Annotated in this window: 21 protein-coding genes; 18 read left to right on the top strand and 3 right to left on the bottom strand. The window is 65.4% G+C overall.

Annotation, left to right across the window (positions count from 1 at the left end; genetic code table 11):
- The first annotated feature begins 1 nt into the window (after position 1).
- Positions 2-1,777, top strand: a complete 1,776-nt coding sequence (locus ACFQRC_RS12920; protein WP_379961872.1) for a hypothetical protein — start codon at positions 2-4, stop codon at positions 1,775-1,777.
- Here the strand turns inward: ACFQRC_RS12920 and ACFQRC_RS12915 are convergent.
- From ACFQRC_RS12915 to ACFQRC_RS12905, 3 genes are all read right to left on the bottom strand, one after another.
- The gene (locus ACFQRC_RS12915) at positions 1,767-2,390 is read right to left on the bottom strand and encodes a MarC family protein (protein ID WP_379961870.1); all 624 of its coding nucleotides are present in this window, start codon (positions 2,388-2,390) and stop codon (positions 1,767-1,769) included. The two genes, ACFQRC_RS12920 and ACFQRC_RS12915, sit on opposite strands and share 11 nt — an antisense overlap.
- A gap of 133 nt (positions 2,391-2,523) precedes the next feature.
- Complete coding sequence (gene folD / locus ACFQRC_RS12910; RefSeq protein ID WP_379961868.1) at positions 2,524-3,411, bottom strand: bifunctional methylenetetrahydrofolate dehydrogenase/methenyltetrahydrofolate cyclohydrolase FolD; 888 nt, start codon at positions 3,409-3,411, stop codon at positions 2,524-2,526.
- A gap of 2 nt (positions 3,412-3,413) precedes the next feature.
- Entirely contained in the window at positions 3,414-3,713 is a 300-nt protein-coding gene (locus ACFQRC_RS12905) for a YggT family protein (RefSeq protein ID WP_379961866.1), read from the bottom strand.
- Between the two features lie 142 nt (positions 3,714-3,855).
- On the opposite strand from ACFQRC_RS12905, the gene ACFQRC_RS12900 reads away from it, so the two are divergent.
- The 17 genes from ACFQRC_RS12900 to rpsQ all read left to right on the top strand — a co-directional run bounded on the left by ACFQRC_RS12900 (position 3,856) and on the right by rpsQ (position 15,758).
- Positions 3,856-4,257: a cupin domain-containing protein gene (locus tag ACFQRC_RS12900; RefSeq protein WP_379961864.1), complete on the top strand. Its 402-nt coding sequence runs from the start codon at positions 3,856-3,858 to the stop codon at positions 4,255-4,257.
- Positions 4,258-4,523: 266 nt separating this feature from the next.
- On the top strand, positions 4,524-5,090 hold the full coding sequence (locus ACFQRC_RS12895) for a hypothetical protein (RefSeq protein ID WP_379961862.1): 567 nt from the start codon (positions 4,524-4,526) through the stop codon (positions 5,088-5,090).
- Between the two features lie 590 nt (positions 5,091-5,680).
- Complete coding sequence (gene rpsL / locus ACFQRC_RS12890) at positions 5,681-6,052, top strand: 30S ribosomal protein S12 (protein WP_315724580.1); 372 nt, start codon at positions 5,681-5,683, stop codon at positions 6,050-6,052.
- Between the two features lie 203 nt (positions 6,053-6,255).
- On the top strand, positions 6,256-6,726 hold the full coding sequence (gene rpsG, locus ACFQRC_RS12885) for a 30S ribosomal protein S7 (protein ID WP_379961859.1): 471 nt from the start codon (positions 6,256-6,258) through the stop codon (positions 6,724-6,726).
- A gap of 59 nt (positions 6,727-6,785) precedes the next feature.
- Positions 6,786-8,861 carry an elongation factor G gene (gene fusA, locus ACFQRC_RS12880; RefSeq protein WP_379961857.1) on the top strand — a complete coding sequence of 692 codons (2,076 nt, stop codon included), beginning with the start codon at positions 6,786-6,788 and terminating at the stop codon, positions 8,859-8,861.
- A 43-nt stretch (positions 8,862-8,904) separates the two neighbouring features.
- The gene (gene tuf / locus ACFQRC_RS12875; protein WP_379961855.1) at positions 8,905-10,095 is read left to right on the top strand and encodes an elongation factor Tu; all 1,191 of its coding nucleotides are present in this window, start codon (positions 8,905-8,907) and stop codon (positions 10,093-10,095) included.
- A 145-nt stretch (positions 10,096-10,240) separates the two neighbouring features.
- On the top strand, positions 10,241-10,552 hold the full coding sequence (rpsJ, locus tag ACFQRC_RS12870) for a 30S ribosomal protein S10 (RefSeq protein ID WP_028969184.1): 312 nt from the start codon (positions 10,241-10,243) through the stop codon (positions 10,550-10,552).
- A gap of 254 nt (positions 10,553-10,806) precedes the next feature.
- Entirely contained in the window at positions 10,807-11,649 is an 843-nt protein-coding gene (rplC, locus tag ACFQRC_RS12865) for a 50S ribosomal protein L3 (protein WP_379961851.1), read from the top strand.
- 2 nt (positions 11,650-11,651) lie between these two features.
- Complete coding sequence (gene rplD, locus ACFQRC_RS12860) at positions 11,652-12,284, top strand: 50S ribosomal protein L4 (protein ID WP_379961849.1); 633 nt, start codon at positions 11,652-11,654, stop codon at positions 12,282-12,284.
- The gene (locus ACFQRC_RS12855) at positions 12,277-12,594 is read left to right on the top strand and encodes a 50S ribosomal protein L23 (RefSeq protein WP_379961846.1); all 318 of its coding nucleotides are present in this window, start codon (positions 12,277-12,279) and stop codon (positions 12,592-12,594) included. Before rplD ends, ACFQRC_RS12855 begins: the two co-directional genes overlap by 8 nt.
- 10 nt (positions 12,595-12,604) lie before the next feature.
- Positions 12,605-13,441: a 50S ribosomal protein L2 gene (rplB, locus tag ACFQRC_RS12850; protein WP_379961844.1), complete on the top strand. Its 837-nt coding sequence runs from the start codon at positions 12,605-12,607 to the stop codon at positions 13,439-13,441.
- A 2-nt stretch (positions 13,442-13,443) separates the two neighbouring features.
- Positions 13,444-13,719 carry a 30S ribosomal protein S19 gene (gene rpsS / locus ACFQRC_RS12845; protein WP_379961842.1) on the top strand — a complete coding sequence of 92 codons (276 nt, stop codon included), beginning with the start codon at positions 13,444-13,446 and terminating at the stop codon, positions 13,717-13,719.
- Positions 13,720-13,722: 3 nt separating this feature from the next.
- Positions 13,723-14,100 (top strand): 50S ribosomal protein L22, encoded by a 378-nt coding sequence (gene rplV / locus ACFQRC_RS12840; protein WP_379961840.1) that lies wholly within the window; start codon positions 13,723-13,725, stop codon positions 14,098-14,100.
- A 1-nt stretch (position 14,101) separates the two neighbouring features.
- Complete coding sequence (gene rpsC / locus ACFQRC_RS12835; protein ID WP_379961838.1) at positions 14,102-14,809, top strand: 30S ribosomal protein S3; 708 nt, start codon at positions 14,102-14,104, stop codon at positions 14,807-14,809.
- 25 nt (positions 14,810-14,834) lie between these two features.
- Positions 14,835-15,266, top strand: coding sequence for a 50S ribosomal protein L16 (rplP, locus tag ACFQRC_RS12830; RefSeq protein WP_379961836.1), 432 nt, complete (start codon positions 14,835-14,837; stop codon positions 15,264-15,266).
- Between the two features lie 3 nt (positions 15,267-15,269).
- The gene (rpmC, locus tag ACFQRC_RS12825; protein ID WP_379961834.1) at positions 15,270-15,479 is read left to right on the top strand and encodes a 50S ribosomal protein L29; all 210 of its coding nucleotides are present in this window, start codon (positions 15,270-15,272) and stop codon (positions 15,477-15,479) included.
- A 9-nt stretch (positions 15,480-15,488) separates the two neighbouring features.
- Complete coding sequence (rpsQ, locus tag ACFQRC_RS12820; protein WP_379961832.1) at positions 15,489-15,758, top strand: 30S ribosomal protein S17; 270 nt, start codon at positions 15,489-15,491, stop codon at positions 15,756-15,758.
- Positions 15,759-15,795 lie beyond the last annotated feature (37 nt).

Genomic DNA, 15,795 nt, shown 5'->3' with positions numbered 1-15,795 from the left:
CATGGCATGGAGCGGCATCGACAAGGCGGCGAAGCATTGGCGCCTGTCGGTGTTGCTGTTCTGGCTGGCGACGGCGGCCCTGTTCGTCATCAGCCGCTGGAACCATATCGAATGGTTCGCGCTCGGCGATACCGACGACAATCTCCGGCTGGCACAGGTTCGCGCCCTGCTCGCCGGGCAGGACTGGTACGATCTGCGCCAGTACCGCCTCGATCCGCCCCAGGGCGCCGATATCCACTGGTCGCGCCTGGTCGATCTTCCGATCGCGGGCCTCATGCTGCTGCTGCTGCTGTTCATGGACGGGGCGGGAGCCGAAAAGGTCGCGGTCGCCGTCGCGCCGCTGCTGCCGATGGGCGTCGCCATGGCCTCGCTCGCCATCGTCTGCCGCCGGCTGATCTCGCCGGCCGCCTTCCTCCTTGCCCTTTTGCTCCTCCTCTCCGCCCATTCGGTCAAGGGCATGTGGATGCCGCTCCGGCTCGACCATCATGGCTGGCAGCTGGCGATGCTGGGGCTGCTGCTCGTCGGCATCACCGACCGGCGCCGGGCGCGCGGCGGCGCCGTCGCCGGCGTAGCGACCGCCTTGTCGCTCTCGATCGGCCTCGAAATGCTGATCTACCTCGCCATCGCCGGAGCCTCGATCGCGCTCATGTGGGTCCGCGACCAAGGGCAGGCGCGCCGCCTCTCCGCCTATGGCGCGAGCCTCGCCGGCGGCTGCGCGCTCGGCTATCTCCTGTTCGCCTCCCACGCCAACCGCGGGCCCGTCTGCGACGCGCTGTCGCCGGTATGGTTGTCGGCCATGGTCGCGGCGGGCGCGGTCGCGGTCCTGTTGTCGCGCTTGAGGGTTCAAACCTGGCCGGGCCGCCTCGCCGTGGCCGCGGTCGCCGGGGCGGCGCTCGCCGGCGCGTTCGCCTGGGCCTGGCCGCATTGCCTGACCCGGCTGGAGGGCGCGTCGCCCGAGCTGGAGCGGCTGTGGCTCAGCCGGGTGCGCGAGGCGCGGCCCATCTACACCCATAGCGGACAGGTCATCGCCAATGGCGTGGCTCTGCCAATCGCCGGAATCCTCGGGTATGGCGCCATGCTGTGGCGGCTGCGGCGCGACGAGGCGGCGCTGACCCGCTGGGCCGTGATCGCGGCGCCGGCTCTGGTCGCGGCCCTTCTCCTCCTGTGGCAGACCCGGGCGACGCCGGCGGCGCAATTTCTCGCCATTCCGGGCGCGACCGCGCTGGCCTGGCTGGTGCTCGCCTGGACCTGGGGCATACCCAACCGCCTGTTGCGCATCGCCGCGACCGCCGCCGCCTTCTTCCTCATCTCCGGCGCGATCGTCCAGGCGGCGGTGCGGGCCATCCCCCATCCGCCGAGCGACCGCATGAAGACGGTGAACATCGCCAACGCGAAATGCCCGACCCTGGCGGCGCTGCGGCCGGTGGCGCTCCAGCCCCAGGGATATGTGCTGACCTTCGTCGATCTCGGGCCGCGGCTGATCGCCGTCACCCATCACGACGCGGTCGCCGGCCCCTATCACCGCAACGAAGCGGCCATTCTCGACGTGATGCGCGCCTTCCGGGGCTCGGCCGGGAATGCGCGCGAGACGATCATGCGGCGCGGCATCGATTATGTGCTGATCTGCCCGCGCCTGTCCGAATCGACCGTCTACCGGGCGGAGGCGCCGAAGGGCTTCTATGTCCAGCTGTCGCGGGACCAGGCGCCGGGCTGGCTGGAGCGAGTCCGGTTGCCCTCCGACTCGCCCTACAAGATGTGGCGCGTGGTCAGACGTTGAAGCTGGCGGCGATGCCGTCGATCACGAATTGCGCGGCCAGCGCCGCCAGGATGACGCCGAGGATGCGGGTGATCATCGCCTCGACCTTGTGACCCAGCAGCCGCATCAGCGGCCCCGCTAGCAGCAAGGTGACCATGGTCAGCAGCAGGACCGCCGCCAGCGCGCCTAGGACGATCAGCGATTCGTCGAGGCCGTCGCTCCGCGACATGAGCAGCATGAGCGAGGCGATCGAGCCCGGGCCGGCGATCATCGGGATGGCCATCGGGAAGACCGAGATATCCTCGATCTCCGGCGTGGCGTTGATCTCCTGGGCGCGGCTCTCGCGGCGCTCGGTGCGTTTCTCGAACACCATTTCGAGCGCGATCAGGAACAGCATGATGCCGCCGGCGATGCGGAAGGCGTCGAGGCTGACTCCCAGCGCGCCCAGCAGATCCTCGCCGAACAGCCCGAAGAAGAGGAGGATGCCGGACGCGATCAGCACCGAGCGGATCGCCATCATCCGCCGCTGCGAGGGCGTCGCGCCTTGCGTCAGGCTGGCGAAGATCGGCGCGCAGCCGGGCGGGTCGATGATGACGAAGAAGGTCACCAAAGCCGAGGTGAGGAGCTCGATCATGTTGAGATCGTTCCGGTCAGCACATCCGTTCGTCCCGAGCGAAGTCGAGGGGCGTTTTCGAGCGCGGCCGAGAAATCATGCCTCGATTTCGCTGGGCGGGGTGTCTCGACTTCGCTCGACACGAACGGGTTTCTCATAGTCCCTCGGGCGCGGGCAGGCCGGCGCGGGCGAAAGCGGCGGCGAGGGTGTTGCGCAGCAGGACGGCGATGGTCATCGGGCCGACCCCGCCCGGCACCGGCGTGATCGCGCCGGCGACATCGACTGCGCTTTCAAATTCGACGTCGCCGACGAGACGGGTCTTGCCCTCGCCGATCTCGATGCGGTTGATGCCGACATCGATCACCGTGGCGCCGGGTTTCAGCCAGTCGCCGCGGACCATTTGCGGCCGGCCGACGGCCGCGACGACGATGTCGGCGCGGCGGACCACGTCCGGCAGGTCGCGGGTGCGGCTGTGGGCGATCGTGACGGTGCAATTTTCGCGGAGGAGGAGCTGGGCCATCGGCTTACCGACGATGTTGGAGCGGCCCAGCACGACCGCGTCTAGGCCGGAAAGATCACCGAGCCGATCCTTCAGCAGCATCAGGCAGCCGAGCGGCGTGCACGGAACCAAAGCTTCCTCGCCGACCGCGAGCCTGCCCGCATTGGCGATCGTGAAGCCATCGACGTCCTTGGCGGGATCGATGGCCGCGATCACCGCCTTGTCGTCGATTCCGCGCGGCAATGGGAGCTGGACGAGGATGCCGTCCACCGCCTCGTCGGCGTTGAGCCGCCGGACGAGGGCGATCAGCTCGCCTTGCGTGACCGTGTCCGGCAATTTGTGCTCGAAGCTTTCGAGGCCGGCGGCGATCGTCGCCTTGCCCTTGGCGCGGACATAGACCTGGCTCGCCGGATCCTCGCCGACCAGCACGACCGCGAGGCCCGGCTTGCGCCCCGCCGCCGCGACGAAGCCGGGCACCGCTTGGGCGACGCGGGCGCGCAGGCCTTCGGCATAGGCCTTGCCGTCGATGATGTCGGCCGCCACTTTCAGCCCGCGAGGGCGATGTCGCGCGCCACGCCGCTCAGCAGGATGCGCACGACGTAGATGAGCAGCAGCACGACCAGAGGCGAGAAATCGATGCCGCCGAAATCGGGCAGGATGCGCCGCACCGGCCGGTAGAGCGGCTCGGTGATCCGGTCGAGCGCGCTCAGCAGCGACCGCATGAAATCGCTATGGGTGTTGATCACGTTGAACGCGACCAGCCAGCTCAATATTGCCTGGATGATGATGATCCAGGTCAGGACCGAGAGCAGAAGGTCGAGAACGCCAAAGACAGCCAGCAGCATCAATATCTCCCCGGGGCACCGGCTTCGCCATGTAGGGGAGTGGAGGGGCCGGGGCAATGCCGGGCATGGCGGCTCGAGGCAGGAACCCGAAGGGTGTAGCGCGGTTGAGGTATTGAAGGTGCGGACGACGAGGGAGCGAGCGATGAAGGGCTATTGCGACGATATCGAGCGGGTGACGACCGGTAACGACGATTTCCGGCGCGTTCTCTATACGGGGAAGCATCTCCAGCTCGTGCTGATGACCTTGAAGCCCGGCGAAGAGATTGGCGAGGAGGTGCATGACGACCGCGACCAGTTCTTCCGCATCGAGGAGGGGCAGGGCGAGGTCCGCATCGACGGCACCGCGAACAAGGTTAAGGACGATTTCGCCGTCATCGTCCCCGCCGGCGCCCGCCACAATGTCGTCAACACCGGCGATGCCCCCTTGCGCTTCTACACCCTATACGGCCCGCCCGAGCATAAAGACGGCGTCGTCCACAAGGACAAGGCCCAGGCGACCCGCGACCAGGACAACGACCATTGGGACGGCGAGACGACGGAATAGGCGCGGCGACCGCGCGTTCCCACTCCAAACTTAATTGGGGACAGTATATAATCAATGCTCCGGCTTCCCCACCTGGCCCGCCCACTCGGAGGAGCGCGACATGGCAGCTTCCCGTCCGTCTGCACTGCGCACCTCCTCCGCATCATGGTTCGCGACGAGAAGAGCCAGCAATCGCACCCTCTGGCGCTGGATTTTCGGGGCGATTAGGCTGAGCCCTCTACAAGGGGGAATTTACATGAAAACGAGTTTTCACTGCTTTCTGCGGCATGCTGCTGTCCGGACCGGTCGCTGCGCAGGGCATTCCTGAGGGGACCAAAACCTTGCAGCTCAGCAAGGTCATTCTCGATACCGAAACGTCGGAGGCGACGGCCAGGGTGAAGGGCGGCACGCTCTGTGTTTTTCCGAGCACCGTCACGCTTCCCAAGGAGAAGAAGACGCAGGACTACGAGCGCTTCGACAACTTATTCACCGGGCGGATGAAGTCGGCCGGTTTCACCGTCGTCAGTACCTCCAGCAACATGTTCGCGAGCGAAGATGACAAGAACAAGGCCGATTATATGATAGGGGTGACCCTTCGCCCGGTGAGCATGAATCTCTGCTCCTCGGTCAACGGCTACAAATGCGACTATTCGGTCAAGGCAGAATGGCAGATCTACGACCGCGCGGACGGGAAGACAGTGGAAACCCTCACCACCACAGGCCGAGGCGAGCAAGCCAAATTCGCGATGAACGGGCTCGATCAGATGTTGAACGCAGCCTTCACGGCACACCTCGCCGCCCTCGTCGAAACGGGCGTGATGCAGAAATATGTCCAGCCGACCGTCGCCCAGTGATTCCCAGCCGTTTGACGGTTGAACTTTCACTGGGGGGCGGGGACACGGGGGCGGGGACACGATACTCAATTCCCGGCATTCCGCGACGCCTAGGCTCGCCGCATGGCCCGTCTCGCGCGCATCGTCGCCCCGGCGTCCCCACCCCGTCACCCAGCGCGGCAACCGGCGGCAGCCGGTCTTCTTCGCGGTGGTTCCGGGGACACAATATTCAATTGATATGACAGCTCGCGCGCCAGTGTCGCGTCGCAGTCGCGATTTCGCCCGATGCTGGTCGTTCCGTTTGCTTCGTCCGCTTTTCTGTTTGCCAGTCCCAACGGGCGGTCGGCGGCTGGCGGTGGAAGAGGCCGGCGCCCTGGGCGGTGACCAGCGGCTCGCCTGGCCACTTCCCCCGTTGACCCCCAGGGGACTCGCCGCTATAGGCCGCCCCTGCCCGGGGCTGGTGGTGGTTGCTAACAGACCAGACGCTGCCTGAGACGGGCGAAGAGCTTGAACATTGCTGCGCGTATGCGAAGGCCTGGGGGGCCAATTTGGCCGCCGGGGCGTTTGTGCATTTTTGCGTTGCAGTAAAGTAACTTAAGGTGAAGGGCTTCATGCCGACGATCAATCAGCTGATCCGCAAGGGTCGCGAGCCGCAGAAAGAGCGCTCGAAAGTTCCCGCGATGGAGGCGAACCCGCAGAAGCGCGGCGTCTGCACCCGCGTCTATACGACGACCCCGAAGAAGCCCAACTCGGCGCTCAGGAAGGTGGCCAAGGTCCGCCTCACCAACCAGCGCGAGGTGATCAGCTACATTCCCGGCGAGGGCCACAACCTCCAGGAGCATAGCGTCGTCCTCATCCGCGGCGGCCGCGTCCGCGATCTGCCGGGCGTGCGCTACCACGTGCTGCGCGGCGTGCTCGACACCCAGGGTGTCAAGGACCGTCGCCAGTCGCGTTCCAAATACGGCGCCAAGCGTCCGAAGTGACCCAGTGGCCCCGGACTTGATCCGGGGACGCGCGGAGTCACCCCGGCCCATCGACTGCCTGCAAGCAGGCGCTCAGGGTAAACTTCAGCGAAGCTGAAGGCCGGGGTCTAGATGGATCCCGGATCAAGTCCGGGATGACGAAACAAGAAAGTAAGCCCCGGACAGGTTCCGGACCAGGCTGAAGAGAAAAAGGTTTTGATCTGATGTCACGTCGCCGCCGCCCAGAGAAGCGCGAAATCCTGCCCGATCCCAAATATGGCGATCTGGTCCTGTCCAAGTTCATGAACTCGGTGATGCTCGACGGCAAGAAGTCGACCGCCGAGGGCATCGTCTACGGCGCGCTCGAGACCGTCGAGACCCGCGCCAAGCGCGAGCCGATCGGCGTGTTCCACGACGCGCTGAACAACATCAAGCCGGGCATCGAGGTCCGCAGCCGCCGCGTCGGCGGCGCGACCTACCAGGTTCCCGTCGAGGTGCGCACCGAGCGCGCCCAGGCGCTGGCCATACGCTGGCTGATCGCCGCCGCCCGCGCGCGCAGCGAGAACACGATGTCGGCGCGCCTGTCGGGCGAGCTGATGGACGCCGCCAACAATCGCGGCAACGCGGTCAAGAAGCGCGAAGACACGCACCGCATGGCGGAAGCCAACCGCGCCTTCTCGCACTACCGCTGGTAATAGAAATCAACGCCGGGCGCTGACCATGGAAGGTTGGCGGCCCTGCCTGGAGACAAGTCATGGCCCGCAGCCATCCGCTCGAAAAATACCGCAATATCGGCATCATGGCGCATATCGACGCCGGCAAGACGACGACGACCGAGCGGATTCTCTATTATACCGGCAAGTCCTACAAGATCGGCGAAGTGCATGAAGGCACGGCGACGATGGACTGGATGGAGCAGGAGCAAGAGCGCGGGATCACGATCACGTCCGCGGCCACCACCTGCTTCTGGGACGACCACCGGATCAACATCATCGACACGCCGGGCCACGTCGATTTCACCATCGAGGTCGAGCGTTCCTTGCGCGTCCTCGACGGCGCGATCACCTGCTTCGACGGCGTCGCCGGCGTCGAGCCGCAGTCCGAGACGGTGTGGCGCCAGGCGGACAAGTATCGCGTGCCGCGCATGTGCTACGTCAACAAGCTCGACCGCACCGGCGCGAGCTTCGAGCGCTGCGTCCGCATGATCAAGGATCGGCTGGGCGCGCGTCCGGCCGTCCTGTACCTCCCGATCGGCATCGAAAGCCAGTTTGTCGGCCTCGTCGACCTCGTCGAGAATCGCGCCATCGTCTGGCTCGACGAATCGCTCGGCGCGAAGTTCGAATATCGCGAGATCCCCGACGACATGAAGGACGAGGCCGCGGCCGCTCGCGCCGAACTCATCGAGATCGCCGTCGAGCAGGACGACGCGGTGATGGAAGCCTATCTCGAGGGCAACGAGCCCGACACGGCGACGCTCAAGCGGCTGATCCGCAAGGGTACGCTCGCGTTCGACTTCGTGCCGGTCCTGTGCGGCTCGTCGTTCAAGAACAAGGGCGTGCAGCCCCTGCTCGACGCGGTCGTCGATTATCTGCCGTCGCCGCTCGACATCCCGCCCGTCGAAGGTTTGAAGCTCGACGGCGAGACGACGGACACGCGTCCGCCGTCGGACGAGGCGCCTTTCTCGGCGCTGGCGTTCAAGATCATGAACGATCCGTTCGTGGGCACGCTGACTTTCGCCCGCATCTATTCGGGCAAGCTGGAGACCGCCTCCTCCGTGACCAACTCGGTCAAGGACAAGAAGGAGAAGGTCGGCCGCATGTTGCTGATGCACGCCAACGACCGCGAGGACATCCAGGTGGCCTATGCCGGCGACATCGTCGCTTTGGCGGGCCTCAAGGACACGACGACCGGCGACACATTGTGCGCGGCCAACGCTCCGATCATCCTCGAGCGGATGGAATTCCCGGACCCGGTCATCGAGGTCGCTGTGGAGCCCAAGACCAAGGCCGACCAGGAGAAGATGGGCGTCGCCCTGAACCGTCTCGCCCGCGAGGATCCGTCGTTCCGCGTGACCTCCGACGCCGAGAGTGGCCAGACCATCATCAAGGGGATGGGCGAGCTCCACCTGGAGATCCTGGTCGACCGCATGAAGCGCGAGTTCAAGGTCGAGGCCAATGTCGGCGCGCCGCAGGTCGCCTATCGCGAGTCGCTCGCGAAGAAGGCCGACATCGATTACACCCACAAGAAGCAGTCGGGCGGCTCGGGCCAGTTCGGCCGCATCAAGTTCACGGTCGAGCCGGGCGAGCGCGGCCAGGGCGTGATCTTCAAGGACGAGGTCAAGGGTGGCAACATTCCGAAGGAATATATTCCCTCGGTCGAGAAGGGCATTCGCGAGATCGCCGCGACCGGATCGCTGATCGGCTTCCCGATCATCGATTTCACCGCAACGCTCTATGATGGCGCCTATCATGACGTCGATTCGTCGGCGCTGGCGTTCGAGATCACCGGCCGCGGCGGCATGCGCGAGGCGGCCCAGAAGGCCGGCATCAAGCTGCTCGAGCCGATCATGAAGGTTGAGATCGTCACCCCGGAGGACTATCTGGGCGACGTGATCGGCGATCTGAACAGCCGGCGCGGTCAGATCCAGGGCACCGACAGCCGCGGCAACGCACAGGTCGTCGAGGCGATGGTGCCGCTTGCGAATATGTTCGGGTACGTTAATGAGCTGCGATCCTTCACGCAGGGCCGCGCTCAATATTCGATGCAGTTCTCGCATTACGAAGAGGTCCCGGCCAACGTCGCCGAGGAAGTGAAAGCCAAGCTCGCCTGATCGGGCGGCGATTTTAGGTCAAGAAAGACGAGGGTAAGGCAAAATGGCGAAAGCTAAGTTTGAGCGGACGAAACCGCATTGCAACATCGGCACCATCGGTCACGTCGACCATGGCAAGACGTCGCTGACGGCGGCGATCACCAAGGTCCTCGCCGAGACCGGCGGCGCGACCTTCACCAGCTACGCCAATATCGACAAGGCTCCCGAGGAGCGCGAGCGCGGCATCACCATCTCGACGGCCCACGTCGAATATGAGACCGAGGCCCGCCACTATGCGCACGTCGATTGCCCGGGCCACGCCGATTATGTGAAGAACATGATCACCGGCGCCGCGCAGATGGACGGCGGCATCCTGGTGGTGTCGGCCGCCGATGGCCCGATGCCGCAGACCCGCGAGCACATCCTGCTGGCCCGCCAGGTCGGCGTTCCGGCGCTCGTCGTGTTCATGAACAAGGTCGACCAGGTCGATGACGAGGAGCTGCTCGAGCTCGTCGAGCTCGAAATCCGCGAGCTTCTCTCGTCCTATGATTTCCCGGGCGACGACATCCCCGTCATCAAGGGTTCGGCTTTGGCCGCGCTCGAAGACGGCGATGCCAAGATCGGCCACGACGCCATCCTCGAGCTGATGAAGGCCGTCGACAGCTACATCCCGCAGCCCGAGCGTCCGCTCGACAGGCCGTTCCTGATGCCGATCGAGGACGTGTTCTCGATCTCGGGCCGCGGCACCGTCGTCACCGGCCGCGTCGAGACCGGCATCGTCAAGGTCGGCGAGGAAGTCGAGATCGTCGGCATCAAGGACACCAAGAAGACCGTCGTCACCGGCGTCGAGATGTTCCGCAAGCTGCTCGATCAGGGCCAGGCCGGCGACAATATCGGCGCGCTCATCCGCGGCGTCGGCCGTGAAGAGGTCGAGCGTGGGCAGGTTCTGTCCAAGCCCGGCTCGATCACGCCGCACACCGACTTCTCGGCCGAGGTCTATGTCCTCTCGAAGGACGAAGGCGGCCGTCACACGCCGTTCTTCGCCAACTACCGTCCGCAATTCTACTTCCGCACGACCGACGTGACGGGCGAAGTGGTTCTGCCGGAAGGCACCGAGATGGTCATGCCCGGCGACAATGTGAACCTGGGCGTCAAGCTGATCGCTCCCATCGCCATGGACCAGGGCCTGCGCTTCGCCATTCGCGAAGGCGGCCGCACGGTCGGCGCGGGGGTTGTCGCGACGATCACGAAGTAATATAGGGCAATCCAGCGGCCCGGATCCCATGATTCGGGCCGCATGCCTTTAGTATGAGTATCGGCCGAACCGGGGCCTCGCGGCTCCGGCGACGCTTTGTTGATTGCCCCTTGATGGGGTTGGCTCTTTCGCATCGGTAGTGGACATGGAAACGCAGAATATCCGGATTCGCCTGAAGGCGTTCGATCATCGTGTGCTCGATCAGGCCACCGGCGACATCGCCGACACGGCCCGTCGCACCGGAGCTCTCATTCGCGGTCCCATTCCCCTCCCGACGCGTATCGAGAAGTTCACCGTCAACCGTTCGCCGCACGTCGACAAGAAGTCGCGCGAGCAGTTCGAGGTGCGCACCTACAAAAGGCTGCTCGATATCGTGCAGCCCACCCCGCAGACGGTCGACGCTTTGATGAAGCTCGATCTCGCCGCGGGTGTGGACGTCGAGATCAAATTGGCCTAACGGCCCATCGTCATTCCAGCGAAAGCTGGAATCTCCCTTCTTCCAGGAAGGTAGAGAGATCCCAGCTTCCGCTGGGATGACGGCAGCTCCCGCGAGGGAGCGCAAGAATTCGGGATACCGCACGGCACGCTGCCGTGGTCTGCGTCCCCCGCATTCGCTTTTCGGAGCGGAATAGCCCAGCGGGGCACGCATCTTATTTGGGCTAACACGCCCGCGGAAATGGTTCCGCGGGCCTCTGTGTAAGGAGTATGGTCATGCGCACCGGCGTGATCGCGAAGAAAATGGGGATGACCCGCCTGTTCCAGGAAGACGGACGCCATGTGCCCGTCACCGTTCTGGCGCTTGAGAATCTGCAAGTCGTCGCCCGCCGTGAAAGCGACCGCGACGGCTATGTCGCCGTCCAGCTGGGCGCCGGCACCGCCAAGGCGAAAAACCTTTCCAAGCCGCAGCGCGGCCATTTCGGCAAGGCCGAGGTGGAGCCGAAGGCGCGGCTGGCCGAATTCGTCGTCGCCGAGGATGCGCTCCTCGATGTCGGCGCCGAGATCACGGCCGACCATTATATCGCCGGCCAGATGGTCGACATCCAGGGCTGCACGCAGGGCAAGGGCTTTGCCGGCGGCATGAAGCGCTGGGGCTTCGGCGGCATGCGCGCCACCCACGGCGTCTCGGTTTCGCACCGTGCTTTGGGGTCGACCGGTCAGCGCCAGGATCCGGGCCGCGTCTTCAAGAACAAGAAGATGGCCGGCCACATGGGCGCCAAGAACCGCACCCAGCAGAATCTTGAAGTCGTCCGCACCGACGTCGAGCGCGGCCTGATCTTCGTCAAGGGCTCGGTGCCGGGCCACAAGGGCGGCTGGCTGCTCGTCAAGGACGCCGTCAAGGTGCCGCGCCCCGAGGGCGTGCCGTATCCGGCCGGCCTGCGCGCGCTCGAGCAAGCCGTCGAGGAAGTTCCCGCCGGCATGGTCGAACCCGCGGCCGAACATGAAATCGCTCCCCTGCCCAGCGATGCTGAGGTAGCGGCGGCCGTCGCCGAATCCGATGCCCAGGCGGAAGCGCCGGAAGCAACGCCGGCGACCGACGAAGGCAAGGAAGGCTGACAATGAAGGTCAAGGTTCAGACCCTGGATGGCTCCGGCGGCAAGTCGGGCGGCGACATCGAGCTCAACGACGAGATTTTCGCCGTCGAGCCGCGCGCCGACATCCTCCATCGCGTCGTCACCTGGCAGCTCGAGAAGCGCCGCGGCACCGCCCGCGCCGCCCGCGAGCGCTCGGATGTCGCCCGCACCGGCAAGAAGTTCGGTCGCCAAAAGGGCGGCGGCACGGCTCGCCACGGCGATCGCCGCGCCCCGATCTTCGTCGGCGGCGGCAAGGCGCACGGCCCGCGCGTTCGCGACTTCAACCCGTCGCTGAACAAGAAGGTTCGCGCGCTCGGGCTCAAGATGGCGCTTTCGTCCAAGGCTCGCGACGGCAAGCTGGTCGTGATGGACAATCTCGACGTCAAGGAAGCCAAGACCAAGCCGCTCAGCGAGCAGCTGGCGAAGCTTGGCTTCGGCAAGGCTCTGGTCATCGACGGCGACGCGCTCAACGTCGGCTTCGCCATGGCATCGCAGAACCTGCGGGAGGTCAACCTCCTCCCGGCGGTCGGCGCGAACGTCTACGACATTCTTAAAGCAGAGACCCTGGTGCTGACCCGCGCCGCGGTCGAGAAGCTGGAGGCGCGGTTCAATGGCTAAGAAGCCTGCCAAGGCGGCGGTCGACATCAACCATTATGATGTCGTCCTCGCTCCCCACATCACCGAGAAGTCGACCCTGCTCAGCGAGCATAATGCGGTCGTCTTCAAGGTCGCCGGCGACGCCACCAAGCCCCAGATCAAGGCGGCGGTGGAAGCGCTGTTCAGCGTCAAGGTGACGGGCGTCAACACGCTCAACCAGAAGGGCAAGACCAAGCGTTGGAAGGGCCGGCCCTATACGCGGTCCGACATGAAGAAGGCGATCGTGACGCTGGCCGACGGCCAGTCCATCGACGTCACCACCGGTATCTGAGGCGCGCACGATGGCACTCAAGACATATAACCCGACCAGCCCGTCGCAGCGCGGCCTGATCCTCGTCGACAAGTCGGCGCTGTGGAAAGGGAAGCCCGTCAAGGCGCTGACCGAAGGCAAGCGCAAGACCGGCGGCCGCAACAACAAGGGTCACGTCACGTCGCGCGGCATCGCCGGCGGCCACAAGCAGAAGTATCGCACGATCGACTTCAAGCGTCGCAAGTGGGATCAGCCGGCCACCGTCGAGCGGATGGAATATGATCCCAACCGCACCGCGTTCATCGCTCTGGTGAAGTATGAGGACGGCGAGCTCGCCTACATCATCGCGCCGCAGCGTCTGGCCCCGGGCGACAGCATCGTCGCCGGCAAGAAGACCGACGTGAAGCCGGGCAACGCGATGGAGCTGGGCCAGATGCCGGTCGGCACCATCGTCCACAATGTGGAGATGAAGCCGGGCAAGGGCGGCCAGATCGCGCGTTCGGCGGGCACCTATGTGCAGGTCGTCGGGCGCGATCGCGGCATGGTCATCGTCAGGCTGAATTCGGGCGAGCAGCGTTACATCCGTTCCGATTGCATGGGCACGGTCGGCGCGGTGTCGAACCCCGACAATCAGAACCAGAATTTCGCCAAGGCCGGCCGCACCCGCTGGAAGGGCCGTCGCCCGCTTACCCGCGGCGTCGCCAAGAACCCGGTCGACCATCCGCACGGCGGCGGCGAGGGCCGCACCTCGGGCGGCCGTCACCCGGTGACCCCGTGGGGCAAGCCGACCAAGGGTGCCCGCACCCGCTCGAACAAGTCGACCGACAAGATGATCATCCGTTCGCGTCACGCGAAGAAGAAGAGGTAAAAATGGCCCGCTCCGTCTGGAAAGGACCGTTCGTCGAGCTGTCGCTGCTGAAGAAGGCAGAGACCGCGCAGGAAGCCGGTGGCCGCGCGCCGATCAAGACCTGGTCGCGCCGCTCCACCATCCTGCCGCAGTTCGTCGGGCTGACGTTCAACGTCTATAACGGCCGCAAATTCGTTCCCGTGTCGGTGAACGAGGAGATGGTCGGCATGAAGCTGGGCGAGTTCGCTCCGACTCGCTTCTTCCCCGGCCACGCCGCCGACAAGAAGGGCAAGAGGTAAGCCATGGGCAAGGAAAAGTCCCCCCGTCGCGTCGCCGACAACGAGGCGCTCGCCACCGCGACCCAGGTCCGCGGCTCGGCGCAGAAGCTGAACCTCGTTGCCGCCCTCATTCGCGGTCGCAAGGCCGAGGACGCGCTGAACATCCTCTCCTTCTCCAAGAAGGCGATGGCCGTCGACGTGCGCAAGGTGCTCGCCTCGGCGATCGCCAACGCGGAGAACAACCACAATCTCGACGTCGACGCCTTGGTCGTCGCCGAAGCGAGCGTCGGCAAGAGCATCTCGATGAAGCGCTGGACGTCGCGCGCCCGCGGCCGTTCGAGCCGCATCGTCAAGCCGTTCAGCCGCGTGCGCATCGTCGTCCGCGAGCAGCAGGAAGCGTAATATGGGTCAGAAATCCAATCCGATCGGCCTCCGGCTGCAGATCAACCGGACCTGGGACAGCCGCTGGTATGCCGAAGGCGCCGATTACGGCCGGCTGCTGCTCGAGGATCTGAAGATCCGCGAGTTCATCATGAAGACGATCCCGCAGGCCGCGATCTCGAAGGTCGTGATCGAGCGTCCGGCGAAATTGTGCCGCGTCTCGGTCTATGCCGCGCGCCCGGGCGTCATCATCGGCAAGAAGGGCGCCGACATCGAGAAGCTGCGCCGGCAGCTCGGCGAGATGACGTCGAGCGACGTAAGCCTCAACATCGTCGAAATCCGCAAGCCGGAAGTCGACGCCAAGCTCGTCGCCCAGGGCGTCGCCGACCAGCTCGAGCGCCGGATCGCTTTCCGCCGCGCCATGAAGCGCGCGGTCCAGTCGGCCCTGCGCCTCGGCGCCGAGGGCATCCGGATCACCTGCGGCGGCCGCTTGGGCGGCGCCGAGATCGCGCGCACGGAATGGTATCGCGAAGGCCGCGTTCCGCTCCACACTTTGCGCGGCAATGTCGATTATGCCGAGGCGACCGCCCACACCGCTTATGGCGTGTGCGGCGTCAAGGTCTGGATCTTCAAGGGCGAGATATTGGGTCACGACCCGATGGCCCAGGACCGGCTGATGATGGAAGCCCAGACCTCCGGCGTCCGCCCCGCGCGCGACGACCGTCGTTAATCGGCGCCGCTAAGGAACAAGAGACATGCTGCAACCAAAACGCACCAAGTTCCGCAAGGCCTTCAAGGGCCGGATTTCGGGCAACGCCAAGGGCGGCACCGATCTCAACTTCGGCGCCTTCGGCCTCAAGGCCCTGGAGCCGGATCGGATCACCGCCCGCCAGATCGAGGCGGCCCGCCGCGCGATCACGCGTCACATCAAGCGCCAGGGGCGTTTGTGGATCCGGGTGTTCCCGGACGTGCCGGTGTCGTCGAAGCCCGCCGAGGTCCGCATGGGCAAGGGTAAGGGCGCGCCTGAATTCTGGGCCGCCCGCGTCAAGCCCGGCCGCATCCTGTTCGAGCTGGACGGCGTTCCTGGCCCGCTCGCCCGGGTCGCGTTCGAGCGCGCCATGGAAAAACTGCCGATCAAGACCAAGGTGGTCGCCCGCCTCGGCGAATCGGTTCTCGAGGAAGCATAAGAGATGGCCAAGATCGAGGATCTCAAGACCCGGACCGACGACCAGCTTCAAGAGCAGCTGGGCGAGCTGAAGCGCGAGGCGTTCAACTTGCGCTTCCAGGCCGCCACCAACCAGCTCGAAAAGCCGTCGCGGACCCGCGAAGTGCGCCGCGACATCGCGCGCATCAAGACCCTCCAGGGCGAGCGCGTGCGCGCCGTCCAGGCTAAGGGCTAAGGAGTTACCATGCCGAAGCGCATTCTGACCGGGACCATCGTGTCCGACAAGACCGACAAGACCGTGGTGGTCAAGGTCGAACGGCGGGTGAAGCACCCGCTCTACGGCAAGATCATCAAGCGGTCGAAAAAATACCATGCCCATGACGAGGGCAACGAGTTTCGCGAAGGCGAGACCGTCCGCATCGAGGAGACGCGGCCGATCTCGAAGCTGAAGACCTGGAAGGTGCTGGAGCGCGTCGATACGCACGCCACGCCGGTCAAGGCCGACGCCGCATAGTTCGTCATCCCGGCGGAAGCCGGGATCTCGAAGTGGG

It is taken from the genome of Enterovirga sp. GCM10030262 (assembly GCF_042666435.1).
Lineage (GTDB): Bacteria > Pseudomonadota > Alphaproteobacteria > Sphingomonadales > Sphingomonadaceae > Allosphingosinicella.
The sequence above is the reverse complement of the archived record's forward strand: the minus strand, read 5'-3'. Positions and strand labels throughout refer to the sequence as shown.